This window comes from Pararhodonellum marinum, assembly GCF_015354735.1.
Taxonomy (GTDB): Bacteria; Bacteroidota; Bacteroidia; order Cytophagales; family Cyclobacteriaceae; genus Pararhodonellum; species Pararhodonellum marinum.
This window is the reverse complement of the sequence record NZ_JACEFJ010000001.1, coordinates 523,076-539,645: the sequence shown is the minus strand read 5'-3', so window position 1 is coordinate 539,645 and position 16,570 is coordinate 523,076. Positions and strand designations below refer to the sequence as shown.

General features: G+C 41.7%; 16 protein-coding genes. 14 read left to right on the top strand and 2 right to left on the bottom strand.

Features of this window, described 5'->3' with window-relative positions; translation table 11 throughout:
• Positions 1 to 2 precede the first annotated feature (2 nt).
• Both H1A14_RS02270 and H1A14_RS02265 read left to right on the top strand, forming a co-directional pair.
• On the top strand, positions 3 to 1,562 hold the full coding sequence (locus tag H1A14_RS02270; protein ID WP_194774568.1) for a GMC oxidoreductase: 1,560 nt from the start codon (positions 3 to 5) through the stop codon (positions 1,560 to 1,562).
• Between the two features lie 273 nt (positions 1,563 to 1,835).
• A complete protein-coding gene (locus tag H1A14_RS02265; RefSeq protein ID WP_317174842.1) occupies positions 1,836 to 2,348 on the top strand; it encodes a VOC family protein in 513 nt (170 codons plus the stop codon).
• An 11-nt stretch (positions 2,349 to 2,359) separates the two neighbouring features.
• Here H1A14_RS02265 and H1A14_RS02260 read toward each other — a convergent pair whose 3' ends face one another.
• Entirely contained in the window at positions 2,360 to 3,154 is a 795-nt protein-coding gene (locus tag H1A14_RS02260) for a DUF4198 domain-containing protein (protein WP_194774567.1), read from the bottom strand.
• Positions 3,155 to 3,592: 438 nt separating this feature from the next.
• On the opposite strand from H1A14_RS02260, the gene H1A14_RS02255 reads away from it, so the two are divergent.
• From H1A14_RS02255 to H1A14_RS02230, 6 genes are all read left to right on the top strand, one after another.
• On the top strand, positions 3,593 to 4,399 hold the full coding sequence (locus tag H1A14_RS02255) for a helix-turn-helix domain-containing protein (protein ID WP_194774566.1): 807 nt from the start codon (positions 3,593 to 3,595) through the stop codon (positions 4,397 to 4,399).
• 128 nt (positions 4,400 to 4,527) lie between these two features.
• On the top strand, positions 4,528 to 5,079 hold the full coding sequence (locus H1A14_RS02250; RefSeq protein ID WP_194774565.1) for a YybH family protein: 552 nt from the start codon (positions 4,528 to 4,530) through the stop codon (positions 5,077 to 5,079).
• 193 nt (positions 5,080 to 5,272) lie between these two features.
• Positions 5,273 to 5,725 carry an ester cyclase gene (locus tag H1A14_RS02245; protein ID WP_194774564.1) on the top strand — a complete coding sequence of 151 codons (453 nt, stop codon included), beginning with the start codon at positions 5,273 to 5,275 and terminating at the stop codon, positions 5,723 to 5,725.
• 291 nt (positions 5,726 to 6,016) lie between these two features.
• On the top strand, positions 6,017 to 6,556 hold the full coding sequence (locus H1A14_RS02240) for a DUF2975 domain-containing protein (protein ID WP_194774563.1): 540 nt from the start codon (positions 6,017 to 6,019) through the stop codon (positions 6,554 to 6,556).
• Positions 6,557 to 6,558: 2 nt separating this feature from the next.
• Positions 6,559 to 6,789: a helix-turn-helix domain-containing protein gene (locus H1A14_RS02235; protein ID WP_194774562.1), complete on the top strand. Its 231-nt coding sequence runs from the start codon at positions 6,559 to 6,561 to the stop codon at positions 6,787 to 6,789.
• A gap of 142 nt (positions 6,790 to 6,931) precedes the next feature.
• Entirely contained in the window at positions 6,932 to 7,336 is a 405-nt protein-coding gene (locus H1A14_RS02230) for a hypothetical protein (protein ID WP_194774561.1), read from the top strand.
• A gap of 207 nt (positions 7,337 to 7,543) precedes the next feature.
• Here the strand turns inward: H1A14_RS02230 and katG are convergent, their stop codons facing one another.
• Complete coding sequence (katG, locus tag H1A14_RS02225) at positions 7,544 to 9,778, bottom strand: catalase/peroxidase HPI (protein ID WP_194774560.1); 2,235 nt, start codon at positions 9,776 to 9,778, stop codon at positions 7,544 to 7,546.
• Between the two features lie 298 nt (positions 9,779 to 10,076).
• Here katG and H1A14_RS23125 point away from each other — a divergent pair, with 298 nt between their 5' ends.
• The 6 genes from H1A14_RS23125 to H1A14_RS02195 all read left to right on the top strand — a co-directional run bounded on the left by H1A14_RS23125 (position 10,077) and on the right by H1A14_RS02195 (position 16,556).
• On the top strand, positions 10,077 to 11,045 hold the full coding sequence (locus H1A14_RS23125) for a GNAT family N-acetyltransferase (protein WP_228527504.1): 969 nt from the start codon (positions 10,077 to 10,079) through the stop codon (positions 11,043 to 11,045).
• 140 nt (positions 11,046 to 11,185) lie between these two features.
• Complete coding sequence (locus H1A14_RS02215) at positions 11,186 to 11,791, top strand: dihydrofolate reductase family protein (protein ID WP_194774559.1); 606 nt, start codon at positions 11,186 to 11,188, stop codon at positions 11,789 to 11,791.
• 144 nt (positions 11,792 to 11,935) lie between these two features.
• Complete coding sequence (locus tag H1A14_RS02210) at positions 11,936 to 12,928, top strand: quinone oxidoreductase family protein (protein WP_228527502.1); 993 nt, start codon at positions 11,936 to 11,938, stop codon at positions 12,926 to 12,928.
• Positions 12,929 to 12,932: 4 nt separating this feature from the next.
• A complete protein-coding gene (locus tag H1A14_RS02205) occupies positions 12,933 to 13,808 on the top strand; it encodes an RNA polymerase sigma factor (RefSeq protein ID WP_228527501.1) in 876 nt (291 codons plus the stop codon).
• A gap of 252 nt (positions 13,809 to 14,060) precedes the next feature.
• Positions 14,061 to 15,158: a serine hydrolase domain-containing protein gene (locus H1A14_RS02200; protein WP_194774558.1), complete on the top strand. Its 1,098-nt coding sequence runs from the start codon at positions 14,061 to 14,063 to the stop codon at positions 15,156 to 15,158.
• A gap of 12 nt (positions 15,159 to 15,170) precedes the next feature.
• Positions 15,171 to 16,556: a S41 family peptidase gene (locus tag H1A14_RS02195; RefSeq protein ID WP_194774557.1), complete on the top strand. Its 1,386-nt coding sequence runs from the start codon at positions 15,171 to 15,173 to the stop codon at positions 16,554 to 16,556.
• Positions 16,557 to 16,570 lie beyond the last annotated feature (14 nt).

The window sequence follows — 16,570 nt, the reverse complement described above, 5'->3', positions numbered from 1 at the left end:
ACATGCACATAGATGCCAGAAAACTGTCAGCGAATAACATCATTGAAGGGGATATATGCATTATTGGAACAGGTCCTGCGGGCTTAAGCATAGCATTGGACTGGATGAATACCCCTTACAAAGTTATTTTATTAGAGGCTGGCGGTTTTGAATACGACGACAGTGTTCAAGATATGCTTTCTGGTGATGCTACGGGTCAGCGTTACTTTCCACTTCGATCCACCCGTCTGGCTCAATTTGGAGGTACCTCAGGTCACTGGGCAGGAATGTGCTCCCCATTTGATGAAATCGATTTTGAAAAAAGGGACTGGGTGCCCAATAGTGAATGGCCAATTTCAAAAAAGGACCTAGAGCCCTATTATGAGCAGGCCCATTTCCCTTTAAAACTTGGGCCCTACAATTATGATTTAGGGTTTTGGCAAGAGCAATGGCCCAATCTGAATCCTTTTCCGCTGGACGAGAATGTAATTTGGAACAAGGTATGGCAACTTAGTAAAGTATCAGGTTGGAATGGTGGCCTAAAACAAGCTTACCAAGACCTCATTATCAAAGCGCCAAATATTCAACTTTATACCTATGCCACTTTGGTGGACATAAAGGGGAATGAACCAGTTAATTCGGTACAGGAAGTCGAGATAAATAACAGATCCAATAATACCCTTAAAGTTCGTGCGAAACATTATATACTGGCCATGGGGGCGATACAAAATGCCCGTATGCTTCTAGCATCCAATAGACAGGCGAAAAATGGCCTTGGAAATGACCATGACCTAGTGGGTAGGTTTTTTATGGAACATTTGGAAGTGGACACCGCTGAAATGTGGTTGTTAAAACCCTTTCCCACCGAATTGAATCATTTCAACCAGCAATTGATGTTCTGGAATGAGCTGGCACTTCGAAAAGAAGTCCTTCGCAATGAAAAAATTCTTAATGGAACTTGTGGACTTTCACCTACTGCCTATGCAAGGCATGTCACCCCAAGGATAGATGTGTGGCAAAACGAAGATCCCAGAGAATCTGTGGATAACATTTTCAAGAGTTGGGATGAGGCCGAAGAAAAAGCGAAAGCCCATAATCAAGGGGCCATCATGAGGGCCTTCACTTTCCAAACCAGAATGGAGCAATCCCCCAACCCCAATTCTCGTATTACGCTTAGTGAAAAGAAAGATGCGTTCGGTGTTCCTCTTGCAAATTTGAACTGGGAGCTTTCGCCATTGGACAAGAGAAGTCTTCGCAGGATCAATCAGATCATGGCCAAGGAGGTGGGAAAAGCCGGAATCGCTCGGGTTAAATTGAATGATTTTCTTATTGACGAGAGCGATGATAGCTTTCCAAAGTCGACCAATGGAGGATGGCACCATATGGGTACAACAAGAATGGGCGCGAGTCCAAATAAAGGAGTTGTGGATATCCACTGCCAAGTTCATGGAATAAATAATCTGCACGTGGCTGGTTCTGGCTGTTATGTAACATCAGGAGCGCCAAACCCAACTTTGACCCTGGTAGCTTTTGCCTTACGGTTGTCAGATCGAATTAAGGAGCGAATCAAACAGGAATCCTAGTTGGCATTTTCATTTATGGATTATTGAAGTTTAACTTTACCTGCAGGGAATCCTAACGCAAATGTAGGTTTAAAGAATAAGCGTAAAAGGATAAAGTGAAAATGGATTGTTCAATGGAAATCAGTTGGTTGATTCCCGGGTTTAACGGCCGAGCGAGGCCATCGAAATAAAACATGTATCATTTTTGGATTCCCTAAATAGAAAAAAACAGACTTGATTTCGATCTCTGACCAAGAAATAAAGGATAAAGTATAAAAATTGAAAACCCACAACATGAAAAAGTCAGCATTTATAATTCTAGGCCTTATTTTGTCATTTGGATTAGGTTTCTACCTTCAATCCATCGGCACCGAATTAGAGGAAGTCGAAATCAATCCACGTAACCTTCATTCAGATAAACAAAATAACACGACGATGAAAATAGGAGCATTTTCTGTAAGCCTCAGTGTTAAGGACCTTAACACTTCAAAAGCATTTTATGAAAAACTAGGCTTCACATCCTTTGCAGGTGACATTTCGCAAAATTACCTCATCATGAAAAATGAAAACAGTGTCATCGGCTTGTTCTATGGGATGTTTGAGGGGAATATTCTGACTTTTAATCCCGGTTGGGACCAAAATGCCCAGAATATAGATCATTTCGTTGACATAAGGGAAATTCAACAGCACCTAAAAGACAATGGCATACCCGTCAATCCGGAAGTGGACGAAAGCACCACTGGGCCAGGGAGCTTTATGGTAACCGATCCTGATGGCAATGTTTTGCTATTTGACCAGCACCGGTGAATGGGATTTGATTACCTCACCTCAAAAGTAAGGGTAGCCCAGTTTGATTCATAGTCAAGTTCAGCTTCTGCACTCTCCTCAATAAAGATGGTGGCCAGGTACCATTTCCCTTTTTGTTCTGCTTGGAGGTGGACAATACCTTCTTCATTTGTGAGGGTGGACTTTTCCCCCTCGGTATCCCTCTCCCCTACCTTGTAGGCATAATGAACCACCTGATCTGTAAGCGGTTTCCCTTTCCAGAACAACTGAAAGCTATGAACTTCTCCTTTCTTGGTCGCATATGGATTATTCAGAGGGACAAACTCGATAGGATAACCCAAGACTTTGCTATAGTCAACTGAAGTTTGTTTACCCACCTGCAAAAGCGCTTTGACGTGCTTGGAGTATTTTTCTTTGGCAGACTTTTCAGAGAGCCCTTTTTCCTTACGCTCAGCAATAAGGCCAGTTAATCCTTCATGTTCCAAATACGCCAAAAAATCCTCTGGACTCATTTCAAGTGTCCGTGGAAGGGTGGAGATTCCAGCAACATAGCTCCCGCTTGCACCCGTTTTCCAACGTAAAAAAGTGATGTCCCCATCATCATAATAATCCTTATCTGAAGGTTCATGGTAAAAATCTGGACCATGGATCTGTGCATTAACAATTCTGTCACGAGAAATGGTATTTTCGCTAAGGTCAAAAGTACCATTGAAAAGATAGAGTAAATTTTCCTTTTGAGGAGTCAAAAAGTAACTGTCAGTTTTCAAAAATAACTCGTGACCGCTAAGGAGGAGGATACAAAGAACAGCAAGGCTAATTTTTCTCATAAATTCTATAGAAGAATAAAACTTGAAATCTGATTGGTATGTCAATTTAAATATTGTGTATGCACAGCGTGATGCCAGCAAAATGGTAATTCAAGACAATTCTCGCCAGCAAATTGAAATGTCCGGTACGTCAGACTTCGGACTTCCAGCCCGTTTGAAGAAGAATATAGGGTTAGTGGCAAAGAAGCGGATAACCATTTTAAATATACTTAAACCTAACAAGTTTGTAAGGTATCATCACTCATTTGTATGAAAAAATTACTGGGGATTTAGCCAAACCCACTTTATAATTCGAATCCTGTTCAAAACGAGGCAAACCACATTTAATTGATAGAACAGCCCTCCTAATCTATTTTTTTTTATTAAATTAACCCCTATAAATCAATTAGATAGGTATAAACCAGTCCTTAATTTTGGCGGTTTCTTCGATTTTGGATCATGTTGTACAAAAAATTTCAGCCGGTTTCAGATTTGGATCCATACGTGGAGTGCCTGTTTGTTTGGGAAGGAGAAACGGATGAAAAACTAGTGGTACAAAGTCCCCCTTCTGGCTTCAATGCAATGGTCTTCAACTATAAAAATCCATATTGGGCTTATATTCAAGAGGAGCTAAAGGAGCAGGTTCCTTTGGCTTTTGCTTCTGGTCAATTTACCGGAAATTATCATTTGGAATTGCAGGGTAGCATCGGAATGATTGGCATTGTGCTGAAAGCCAATGCGCTTCATAATTTTTTTGGACTGCATATGGCAGAAATGGTCAACAAACGTCTGGCCATCGGAGATTTTTTAGGTCAATCTGGCAACAACCTTCACCATGAAATCAACCATACCATTTCTACCGAGGCTAGAACCAAAATATTGGAGGACTTTCTGGTATCTTATGTAGACAGGGCAAGGAAAAACCTCACCATCATTGATGAAACCATAGATTTTATTGATCAAAAAAATGGGATGTTGACCATCGATGAGGTTTTGTCTAGATTCAAAATCAGTCGAAGATACCTTGAAAAGAAATTTCAGGAAAAAGTAGGGATCACACCAAAGTTGTATGCCCGAATCAAAAGGTTTGGATACCTCTCCAACAAGATAGTCCACAACCAAAAAGTGGACTGGCAGGATATCGTTTTTGAAAACGGATTCCATGACCAGTCTCATCTGGCCAAAGACTTCAAGGCTTTCAATCAAATGAACCCTTCAGAATACTACCAAAATCACCGGGAATTGATCCGCTTCGTGGAAAAATAAACCCGTACGCATTTTTACAAGTAAATCGCATGTCAAACGGATAATTTTGGTCAATGGATTTCAGCAAGTGAATTTACATACGCGCTGAAATCGTGATTAAAATTTATCAACCAATTTTTATTTACATCATGAAAAAATTAAAATTAGACAGTATCGTCAACAATCCTTGGCTCCTTTTGGGAGCATTCATTTATTTTGCCTTGTCAGGTTTTCAGACCACAAAAACAAGTATTGATGGACCCAAGTTCGTGTACAAGGTGGACTTTGAACAGGAAAAACAGCAAATTATGCAAGTCATTGAAAATGAATCCGCCGCTTTTTGGAAAAAGGATTTCGATGCATATGCTGACTTATGGGTCCATGAGGACTATATCAGAACCTTGGGATGGTGGGCAGCAGGCGGAGTGACTGTGGTAGAAGGCTGGGAAGAAAGGTGCAAAAGAACCAAAAGCCATATGGAGAACAGTCCAGCTGAGAATCCAACTGCCACTGACGTCAGGAGAGCCAATATCAATCTCCGTATTTTCCATGATGTGGCTTGGCTGACATTTGACCAATATGGTGAAGATACCGGTGACCCTACCATGGATATGCCAGGCTTGAGCAGAGAAACAAGAATACTGGAAAAACACAATGGCGAATGGAAAATCGTGTATGTAGGTTGGCTATTAGAGGGTTAAATCAAAACACACTGTATTGCGCAAGCGAAATTTAATACTGAAATTACAATTGAGATAAAGATGAATATTTGCCTTCAGCTACAGGTGAGAAATTAATGGTTGCAAACTAAATCCGCTTCCTCTGCTGACCTTGCGCTACTAGTGAAAATTGAAGTATTTAAAAATTTAATCAAAAAACTAAAAAAAATATCTTATGAAAACTATCTCAAAATCAATGCAGGAAAGCCATGTGGCAGCACTCAGAAAGGGGATTTGTTTAGAGTTTTTCTCCGCTTATCAGGAAATGGAACTTGACCGGATGATGAACTTGTGTGACGCTCTGGGAATCGTTTCATTTGTACCTCTCGGCCGTGATTATGAAGGAAAGATCCATGAAATCGGCAAAGGGGTCTGGACTGCTTTGATGGATGCCTTTCCTGATCTGGATAATACGGTTATAGATCTGGTTTACCTGGAAAAAGAGAATACCGTGACTTGCAATGTGGATATTTTTGGAACCCAAAAGAAAAACTTTGCCGGACTTGAAGCTAAAGGCAAGCGTTTTTATTCTGAACATATTTTTATTTTCCAGTTCACTGACGAAGATAAAATTAAAGACATAAAGGTAGATTGGAACCACCACAAATTTGTGAGCCAATTGTCTTAAAATAAGACTTATTTCCAAGCCTTTCATTTTGAAAGCAATCTGTTTTTAAACTTTTTGACAAACCATAAAAGTTTGAAACAATTACTAAAAAACCCTAGGCAATGCCTTGGGTTTTTTTGTTTCTTCATGCTTCAGGCTGTAAGCTTAGAAGCTTTCTGTTTTTTTTGGATTAAATTCCAAATTTAACAAGCCATAAAACTGTTTAATTTTTTTTTTTGATAGAAATTAAATTTTTATTGTTTATCAATAAATTTTTATTGAAATTTGGTTCGATATTTAAACTATAAAAAAATGGAAGAAAACAATAAAGTTGGTTGGCAAATCATGCATGTCATTTCTTGGATAATATTTATTGGTCTTTGTATCAAGACCGGGTCCATCCTTATTTCATTTCTGGTCAGTTTGTTTGTTAATCCAGCGGGTGGTTCAGACCTTTTTTTAGGGTTGGATCTTTCTGCCTTACACAATTATCACTTATGGTACTATGTCTGCTTGGTCTCCATACTTGTTTATGTCACGGGAAGGAAGGCCTATATTTTTTATCTGGTGACTAGATTTTTTTCAAAAATAAATCTCACCCATCCTTTCAGTCAGGAAGTATACCGTCTGATATCTAGCATCAGTTATGTGGCCTTTGAGATCGGGATTTTTTTGATAATATCCAATGCCTTTGTAAGGTGGTTATCCAAACGAGGCGTGATCTTTTCCGATATGCATGATTATTTGGGTTCGGTTGGTGAATTTCTTTTATTGGGAGGGGTAATATTTGTCATCGCTCAGGTGTTCAAAAGAGGCATAGCCATCCAATCCGAAAATGAACTAACCGTATAAAGATGCCAATAATCGTTAATTTGGATGTGATGATGGCCAAGCGGAAAATTTCCTTGAATGAGCTTTCGGCAAAGGTTGAATTGACTTTATCCAACTTATCCATACTAAAGACAGGCAAAGCAAAAGCCATTCGGTTCAGTACCCTAGAGGCAATTTGCAAAGCTTTGGATTGTCAACCTGGTGAAATTTTGGAATTTGTAGATGATGAAAACGAGAACTCGTCTATTATTTGAAATGGTATTTACAACTCTGGTAACCATTTCTTTCACAGTCAATTGAAGACCAAATGGTTAGTCATTACTTAGGCAATTTGACCAAATTGTATATGTTTAACAAAACTTCTTTAACTCAAAAGTAGCCTCTAATACTGTTTTTATGCAATTAATCAAACCACCACTGCTCTTGATTTTTATGTTTTTCCTTTCTTTCACAAGTTATTGCCAAGAAGACGGCAAAATTAAAATCAGAGCTTACGATGGCTTCATCATGACCGGCTATGTGGACCAAGGGGGATTTTTGAATTTCACGGGACCCAATGCAAACATGACCAAAGGCCATTCAAAGTATGTGCTTGGCATGCTTCCCTCACTCCGGTTCAAGCAAGACAATTCTACACCCAAAAACAGTTTTATCACTCCAAATCTTGGTATTGGATTTACTTATGGGTATAAGATTTATGCCATCCAAATTCCGTTGTATTACAATCCTAAATCCGCTACCCAAGACGGGAGATGGCATGTTGGCCTTGGGCTGGGCGTGCACCTCAATCATATGAAATAAATCGTACCTTTTGAATTCGATCAATTGGCTGTATGCCCAAGAGAGTAACTGAAGTTGAATTATCGATTGGATTTAAAAAACCTTCCCCAAGGCTGATTATTCAAAAAAGTCTCTACATGCATCCAAGGATACTTTCCAATGGAATGGGCAAAAAAAAGGATGGCCCATAAACGGACCACCCTTTTCCACTATCAAATCAACTTAAAATCAATTCAAATCAAATCGATCCAAATTCATTACCTTATCCCAAGCTTTTACAAAATCCTTCACAAATTTAGTTTGGCTGTCTTGGCTTCCGTAAACTTCGGCTAAGGCCCTGAGTTCTGAATTGGAACCAAATATCAAATCGGCTCGGGTACCGGTCCATTTGATATCTCCTGAATCTCGATCACTACCCACGAAAATCTCCTTAGCATCATTGGTAGGCTGCCAGATGGTACCTATATCAAGGAGATTGACAAAAAAGTCATTGGTCAGTGAACCAGGTTTTTCTGTGAAAATTCCATGCTTGGAACCATCATAATTGGTACCCAGTACCCGCATTCCACCCACCAAAACAGTCAGTTCAGGTGCTGTTAAGGTCAGTAGCTGGGCTTTATCGATCAACAAATCCTCAGTCAAAATCTTGAACTCCGTTCTTCGGTAGTTTCTAAAACCATCTGCAGCTGGCTCAAGGTAGGCAAACGAATCGACCTCTGTTTGTTCTTGGGTAGCATCTGTCCTTCCTGGGGTAAAGGGTACCTTTATGTCAAGCCCTGCGTTTTTGATAGCTTTCTCCACACCTGCACAACCTGCCAATACAATCAGGTCAGCCAGTGATATTTTCTTGTTTCCTCCATGAGCGCCATCGAATTCATCCTTGATCCCTCTTAAGACATCAAGTACTTTGGCCAATTGCTCTGGATTGTTCACTTTCCAGTTTTTCATTGGCTCCAACTGTATTCTGGCACCATTTGCCCCTCCTCTTTTGTCAGAACCTCGGAAGGTGGAGGCAGAAGCCCATGCGGTCGACACCAACTCACTTATGGTCAACCCAGACTCAAGTACCTTGGATTTTAAATTGGTAATGTCATTTTCATCTACCAATTGATGATCAACCGCGGGAACGGGGTCTTGCCAAATCATATCCTCTTCAGGTACCTCAGGTCCCAAATACCGGGCTTTTGGTCCCATATCCCTGTGGGTCAACTTGAACCATGCTTTGGCAAAAGCATCAGCAAATTCATCGGGATTTTCGAGAAAACGTCTGGAAATTTTTTCATATTCAGGATCTAGCCTCAAAGAGAGATCCGTCGTCAACATGGTAGGTTTGTGTTTTTTGTCTGGATCATACGCATCGGGAATAAAAGCCTCAGCATCTTTGGCTACCCATTGCTTGGCACCTGCAGGACTCTTGGTCAACTCCCAATCAAATGCAAAAAGATTTTCAAAGAAATTGTTGCTCCATTGGGTAGGTGTTTTGGTCCATATTACCTCAGGACCACCTGTGATGGTATCTGGACCTTTACCGGTACCAAAGGAGTTTTTCCATCCAAAACCTTGTTCCTCAATGGATGCTCCTTCAGGCTCCGATCCAATAAATTGACTCGGGTCAGCTGCTCCATGGGTCTTTCCAAATGAATGCCCCCCTGCGATAAGTGCCACTGTTTCCTCATCGTTCATGGCCATGCGAGCAAATGTTTCCCTGATGTCAACCGCTGCAGATATTGGGTCACCATTTCCATTCGGCCCTTCTGGATTGACATAAATCAATCCCATCACCACTGCTGCCAGTGGGTCTTCCAAATCCCGCTCGCCTGAATACCGCTTATCACCTAACCATTCCGTTTCTGAGCCCCAATAGACATCCTCTTCAGGCTCCCAGGTATCCTCTCGTCCACCTCCAAACCCAAAAGTTTTAAAGCCCATGGACTCAAGGGCTACATTACCTGCCAAAATCATAAGATCCGACCAGGAAATCTTACTGCCGTATTTTTGTTTGATTGGCCACAGTAACCTGCGTGCTTTATCCAAACTGGCATTGTCCGGCCAGCTGTTAAGCGGCGCAAACCTTTGCTGTCCCGCTCCGGCTCCGCCCCGGCCATCTCCGATTCTATAGGTACCTGCACTGTGCCAAGCCATCCGGATAAAAAGTCCGCCGTAATGTCCAAAATCCGCCGGCCACCAGTCCTGTGAATCAGTCATTAGCTCATGTAAGTCCCTTTTAAGTCCTTCATAATCCAGGTTTTTAAATTGCTCGGCATAATTGAAATCCTCACCCATGGGATTGGATAAGGAGGAATTTTGACGGAGGATGTTTACCCTCAATTGATTGGGCCACCAATCCCGGTTTCGGGTACCACCTCCAGCGGACTGTTTCATAGCCCCACCGGAAAATGGGCATTTGCCACTGCTTGTGTTCATGTCGTAGACCTTTCCGTCTTGATGTGAATTGTTGTCCATATTGGGTTTTGTTTTATATGTTGAGTTGATAAGCGAATTTACCAAAATTTTGCTGTATACGAATATTTTTTCGATAGATAAAATCTATGGGACTTGGCGTCTGACTATATACTTGAACCATTAGGAAATTACGCTTATACAACCTGATCACAAAGAGGCTGACTGTCAGCACATCGTAGTTTTATTGGCCAATTCCATCAGTTTTTCTATGGGCTGCCTCAATTAAAATTAAATCAATAAATTTGATGAAATGGATCAATCATTTTCTCCACTAATGGTTGAAAAATCAGGAAATCCCATGAAAACAACATTTCCAACTCTAAAAACAGATGAATTGCTTCTGAGACAAATAACCGATGAAGATTTGGAGTCGCTATATCTAGGTCTTTCGCATCCCGAAGTCATCCGATATTATGGGATCAGTTTCCGAAGTAAAGAAGCGACAAAGGAGCAGCTTGCCTTTTACCGTGATCTGGAAGAGAATGGCACAGGCTTATTTTGGGCGATCTGCTCTCCTGATAATCAGGCTTTTTTAGGAACAGCAGGGCTTTACGGGTGGAGTAAAGAACACCATAAGGCTGAAATTGGCTTTTGGCTGTTGCCGGAATATTGGGGCAAAGGCTTCATCAAAACAAGTCTACCCCTGGTTTGTCGATATGGGTTTGAGCAATTGAATTTGCACCGAATAGAAGCGTTCGTGGAATCAGAAAACCAAAACAGCAAAAAGGTTCTGGAAAAACTGGGGTTCAACCAGGAAGGAACCATGAAAGATTGTGAGGTGAAAAACGGGAAATTCATTAGTCTGGAGATCTATGCAAAGCTGGCCAAATCCCGAGTCGACATCCTACCTTTTCAAGAGGCGTTTAGGCCTCAACTGATTTCCTTATGGGAAGCCTCAGTTTTGGCCACACACCATTTCTTGAAACCTGATGACTTTTTAGCCATAAAAAAAATGGTCGATAAAATTGATTTTAACAGCTTATCTGTCTTTTGCTTGGTGAAAAATGAAAAGGTTTTGGGTTTTCTTGGGGTGGACGGAAAAAAAATAGAAATGCTCTTTCTATCTCCTGAGGTTTTTGGCAAAGGTCTCGGAAAAAGGTTACTGGATTTTGCCACCCATGAATTGCAGGCAGATGAAGTCGATGTCAACGAACAGAATACCCAAGCAGTGGCTTTTTACAAAAAAATGGGATTTGAGATAATCAACAAAACAGACAAAGACGGGCAGGGCAAAAATTATCCCTTGCTCAACATGAAATTACGGTAAATTCAAACCACCATTCCCGAAGGCCACCTCTTCAATTCTTCCAAAAGTTTGTCGCAATCCCCCCTCATTTAGTCAAAATTGCCATTGAACAAATCCATCTTTTATTTTGAAATTTGTATCAAAGACAAATAACCCAACCCATGAGAAAACTGAAGCTTCAAATGCAAATGACCCTAGATGGTTTCGTGGCCGGCCCCAATGGAGAAATGGATTGGGTCACGATGCCTTGGACAGCAGACATCGATGATTTTGTTTCCGAAATCATGAAGGAGGTGGACACGATACTATTGGGTCGAAAGCTTGCTGAGGGTTTTATCCCTTACTGGGCAGGCGTAGCCTCAGATCCGAAAAATCCAGAAAGGACTTCCGGGCAAATGTTTACAGATACCCAAAAGCTTGTATTCAGCAAAAGCTTATCGCATTCGGACCCAAAGGTAAAATCCTGGCCAAATACCACTTTGGTGAAAGAAGATTTGATGAAGGAAATCCAAATGTTAAAAAAACAAGCAGGAAAGGATATTTTTGCCTACGGAGGCGCACAATTTGTCTCCAATTTGATCAAACACAACCTTGTTGACGAATTTTTCCTTTTTTATAATCCAGTTGCGCTATCCACTGGTTTGTCTATTTTTGGGGCTTTGTCAAAACCAGGTCCACTCCATTTAGTGAGTTCTAAGTCATTTGAATGTGGAATTGTAGTCCATCATTACTTTTCGAAATCCTCTGAAACCAACTTAAATCTATAACTTTTCACCAAGAAATTTTTCCGATTTGCCTGGTGTTAGGACTCAAAAGGACCTCAGTTTTGATGAACCCATAAAATTTATTCCGTTTTTTCATCCGTTTTCATGGACTTAATTGTCAGAGGGTAAACAAAAACAAAACATCCTATGACAAAGTCAATGAAACAGGTCGTATTCCAAGAGTTTGGAAAACCTGAAGTGTTAAACACGGTGGAGGTAGCCATACCCCAGGCCGGACCTGGAGAGGTAATCGTAAAAATCCATGCCAGTGGCATCAATTTTTCCGATAGCCTCAGAAGAAGAAATGCATACTTTCAACCTACCCCTCTGCCGTATGTGCTGGGTTCGGAAGCAGCTGGGGAAATCGTGGCCGTTGGGGAAGGGGTCAAAGCTCCCTTTCAATTAGGCACCATGGTGCTGGCCATTTTGCCTTATGGAGGTGGCTATTCAGAATACGTGACAGCCTTAGCGCAGTATTGCATCCCCTTACCCGAATCCATTGATCCAAAATCCGCTACGGCTATTTTTGTACAAGGCTCCACTGCCCAATTGATGGTAAGTCAGTTGGCAGGAAAAATGGAGGGCAAAACCGCATTGGTCAATGCTGCTGCAGGAGGTGTGGGTTCTCTTTTGGTACAGTTGCTCAAACTTCAAGGTGCCAAGGTAATCGCTGCCTGTAGCACGACTGAAAAATTGGCTTTTGCCACAAAACTCGGTGCAGATGCCGGCGTAAATTATACAACGCCCAATTGGAGTCAAAGCCTTTTGGATTTCAATTCCGAAAAGCAGGTAGATGTGGTTTTCGAAATGGTCGGTGGTGAGGTATACAATGAAAGCCTCAAATGCCTCAAACCCGGCGGTAAGCTTATTGTGTATGGTTGTGCCAGTGGGATTCAGGGACACATCCATCCAGAATACTTTGTGGACCACTCCCTGAGCCAATTTGGATTTAACCTGGCCTATCAAATCGGAAACCATATGGGAATTTGGCAGGAACAAATGGGAAAAGTCATCCAACTCATGGCTGAAGGAAAATTGGAAATTGCTACCTCCCACTCCTTTTCATTAGACCAGGCAGCAGAAGCACACCGGCAGCTCGAAAACAGAAATACCACTGGAAAAGTTATTTTGATACCCTGAAACCATGCAATTGGCAGCCTTTGGAACCTGCCAATTGCTTACCTTTATTTCTATGGACGATATCCTAAACAAAGCCTTGGAGGGAGACATCAATGCCTTCCAGCATTTATTCGGTGCTTTTCAAAACCAATTGAAATCCTATCTTTACAGACTCACGGCCAGCCGCAATGATGCGGAAGACCTGACGCACGACACTTTTATCAGGGCATTTGATAAACTTTCTTCATTTAAGGGGGAATCCACCTTGAAGACCTGGGTATTTCAGATTGCTACCCATCTTTGTTTGAATCAATTGAAAAAGCGGAAAAGATGGACTCTGAATGTAAGTGAACTGGCCAAGCAACTGGTATTGGAAAATGAAGGGCTGAGAAAGAGCATCAGCCGGATCCATGAAGTTTCTCCTGCGGCAAGCTATGACATCAAAGAGCACATTGATACTTGCTTCACCTGCATTTCCAAAAATTTACCTGTGGAAAACCAAGTTGCACTTCTTCTAAAAGATGTTTACGATTTTTCGATTTCGGAGATAGGGCTGATCTTGGAAAAATCTGAAGGGGTAGTAAAATACCTGGTGCAGACCGCTAGAAAAACAATGACCGATATATTTGAAAACCGATGTGCCCTGATCAACAAAAACGGGATTTGTCACCAATGTTCTGAGCTGAACGGGTGGTTTAATCCCCGAGAAAACCAACAGCAGGCCTTGATGCAACTGGACCTGGTGAAAGGCAGCCAAAAATACAACAGGACCAAACTGTACCAACTCCGGGCCAGCCTGGTCAAAGCCATAGACCCCTTACAGGCCAATGGCAATGAATTGCAGGAAATTTTATTAAAATGTAACCGGATGGCCATGGGTGAAGTCGAGCTTGAAAACTAATAAGTGATGAAGAAAATTCTCCCTTTGATCGTTGTATCCCAATTTTTATGTACTACACTCTGGTTGGCCGGAAATGAAGTATTGCCTGATTTGTCCAAGATTCTTTAGACCTTTCTAATGATTACTTCTACCACAACAATAGTATCATGAATTTTTAGACCTGTTTTGGGATTGTGTTTTTTGTGTCGAAAAATATTTTCATTTGGCCAAAATAATTGAATTGTTATCCACAGCCTGTATATTTAAACTGTTATGAAAAACCTCCTCTTTTGTTTTTTATTAGTGTGTTTAATCCACCCAGGTTTTGCCCAAACCACAGACAGCATTACCCTTCAGCATAAGGAAAGTATCCCTTATGAACAAGCCATCCTTGAACATGTTGGCGATTTCCCGGAAGAAACCCAGCTGGCATTGGCTTTTATTGAAGATGGCCAAGTCAGCTACACCGGAGTGATCCTAAAAAGCAGCGGACTTCAGACTACTGAAAACTCCCGTAAAATCTTTGAAATCGGTTCGATTACCAAAGTGTTTACGGCTACCCTTTTGGCACAGCTTGTTGAGGAAGACAGATTTAACCTATCAGATAATATCAACCCCTACTTGCCTTTTGAACTTAAAGACCAGATTCCCATTGCTTTCCAGTCCCTTGCCAACCATACCTCAGGCTTGCCGAGAATGCCTTCTAATTTCGTGCTCTCAGCCTTACTGAATCCCGCCAATCCATACAAAGATTACGGTGAAAAAGAACTTCAAACTTATTTGCAAAACAACCTGGAGTTGGTGTTTGAACCTGGGACCAAGAGCGACTATTCCAATCTTGGAGCTGCCCTATTGGCTTACACGCTGGTGCAATCCGAAAAGAAAAGTTATGAAGAATTGCTCAGGGATTATATTTTCGGGCCCTTGGGAATGGATCAATCCACCGTGCAACTGGATAGTTTAAATGGTGAATTGGTTCCTGGAAGGGATTTTAAAGGAGATTCTACTTCAAACTGGAACCTTAATGTCATGGTCGGAGCGGGGGGAATTTTATCCTCGGTAGAAGACCTTTCTCGATTTGCCTTGGCTCAATTTGACCCAAACTATAAAGCCTTTGCCCTTACCCAGACTGTCACCTTTAAGGCCCAAAACAATTCGGAGGTGGGATTGGGCTGGTTTTTGGTTCCGCAGGATTCCGGTGCTACCTACCTTTGGCACAATGGCGGTACCGGAGGCTATCGATCCTCGATGGCCTTGGACCTGGAAAACCACCAAGGAATTGTCATTCTTTCGAATGTTTCCTCTTTTCACGAAAAATCCGGACAAATTGATGCCCTCTGTTTTGCACTCATGAAGGCTTTGAAAGATTGATTGCCGGTAACCATGTTGAAATACGCATTTGTGATTCTGTTATTGATTTTTGGGATAAAAACGTGCCCCTGCCAGTCTATTTATAAATCCGCCCTCGTGTCAGATCTTGAATTTTTGCAAGAAGCGGTAACCCAAGGTCATCCCAACAATTACCATTCTGATCAATCCTTTGGCATTTCCAACACCTTGGACAGAGCCCGGTCTTATGCCAATGACACCTTGTCTTATTACAAATACCGTGTGTTTTTGGCTCAGGCCCTTCAGGAATTGGGCTGCCTCCACACGACGATTCAACATGTTCCCAAATTTGAATTCGAAAGAAAAACCAGCTTTTTCCCCCTTAATGTGGTCTTGCTTCAGGATAAGTTGTATTTGACCCAGCAAAACAAACAGGTTTTGAATTGGAAAACAGGAGCTGAAATCAAAAGCATCAACGGAATACCCTCTTCTCAACTGGTGAGAGACCTGCTCGGTTTCGGAGCAAGTGATGGCGGAGGAAAAGCCTTCTCTCATGCCTATGTCAACCGGGTCATGAGCAGCCTTCTGGCCCTGTATCTTGAATACCCAGAGCAATTTATCATCACCTTGAAGGATGGAACTGAAGGTGCTTTCAAATCGATAGATCAACCTGTCCAACAACCGGTAATTCCATTCCCCTATGCTCCCAATGAAGCAACGGCCAATGCACAACTATTTCTATTAGAAGAAGCTGCTATACTTAAGATCAGCTTCTTCGAGAATTCAGATGCGGCTTTCTTTAGAAGAGTTTTCCACCAATTGAACAAAAAGCAAATACGGCATTTGATCCTTGACCTGAGAGGCAATCTAGGGGGAAAGCGCAAAGCAGCCAGCAAACTTACTCAATGGCTGGTAGCAGAACCTTTTTCCTACAGCATTTTGCAGCCCAATCTGGATCCCAAACCTTATTTTAATGAACGGGCAAAAAGAAATCTGGCCCTGGCCAAGCTGCGGTACAACATATGGAATGTATTTAAAGGAAGGAAAACTGATCTGGGCAGGGAATTTACCTACAAGTACAAACCTAAAAACCAAAGGTTTCAGGGAAAGGTATTTGTGATAACAGACGGATTCACAGCCTCATCTTCCACCATGGTCACCTCTTGGCTTAGGCAGCACAGTGACGCCGTTTTCATCGGTAGACAGGCCGGCGGGGGATACAACGGCAACAATGGAGGCAGTTTTCCGGAAATCACTTTACCCCATTCCGGTATCCGGATCAAATTTCCGGTTTTCCGGCTTATCCTCGACCCAGATGCTGAACAAAGGACGGGTATTGTTCCAGATCATAGTCTCACTATTTCCATTGAAAATTATCTACAACAAACGGATGCAGATCTGAAATTCATTCTTGAAAATCTGACTCAACAAACCGAGTAGAAAAAAATTTAGGG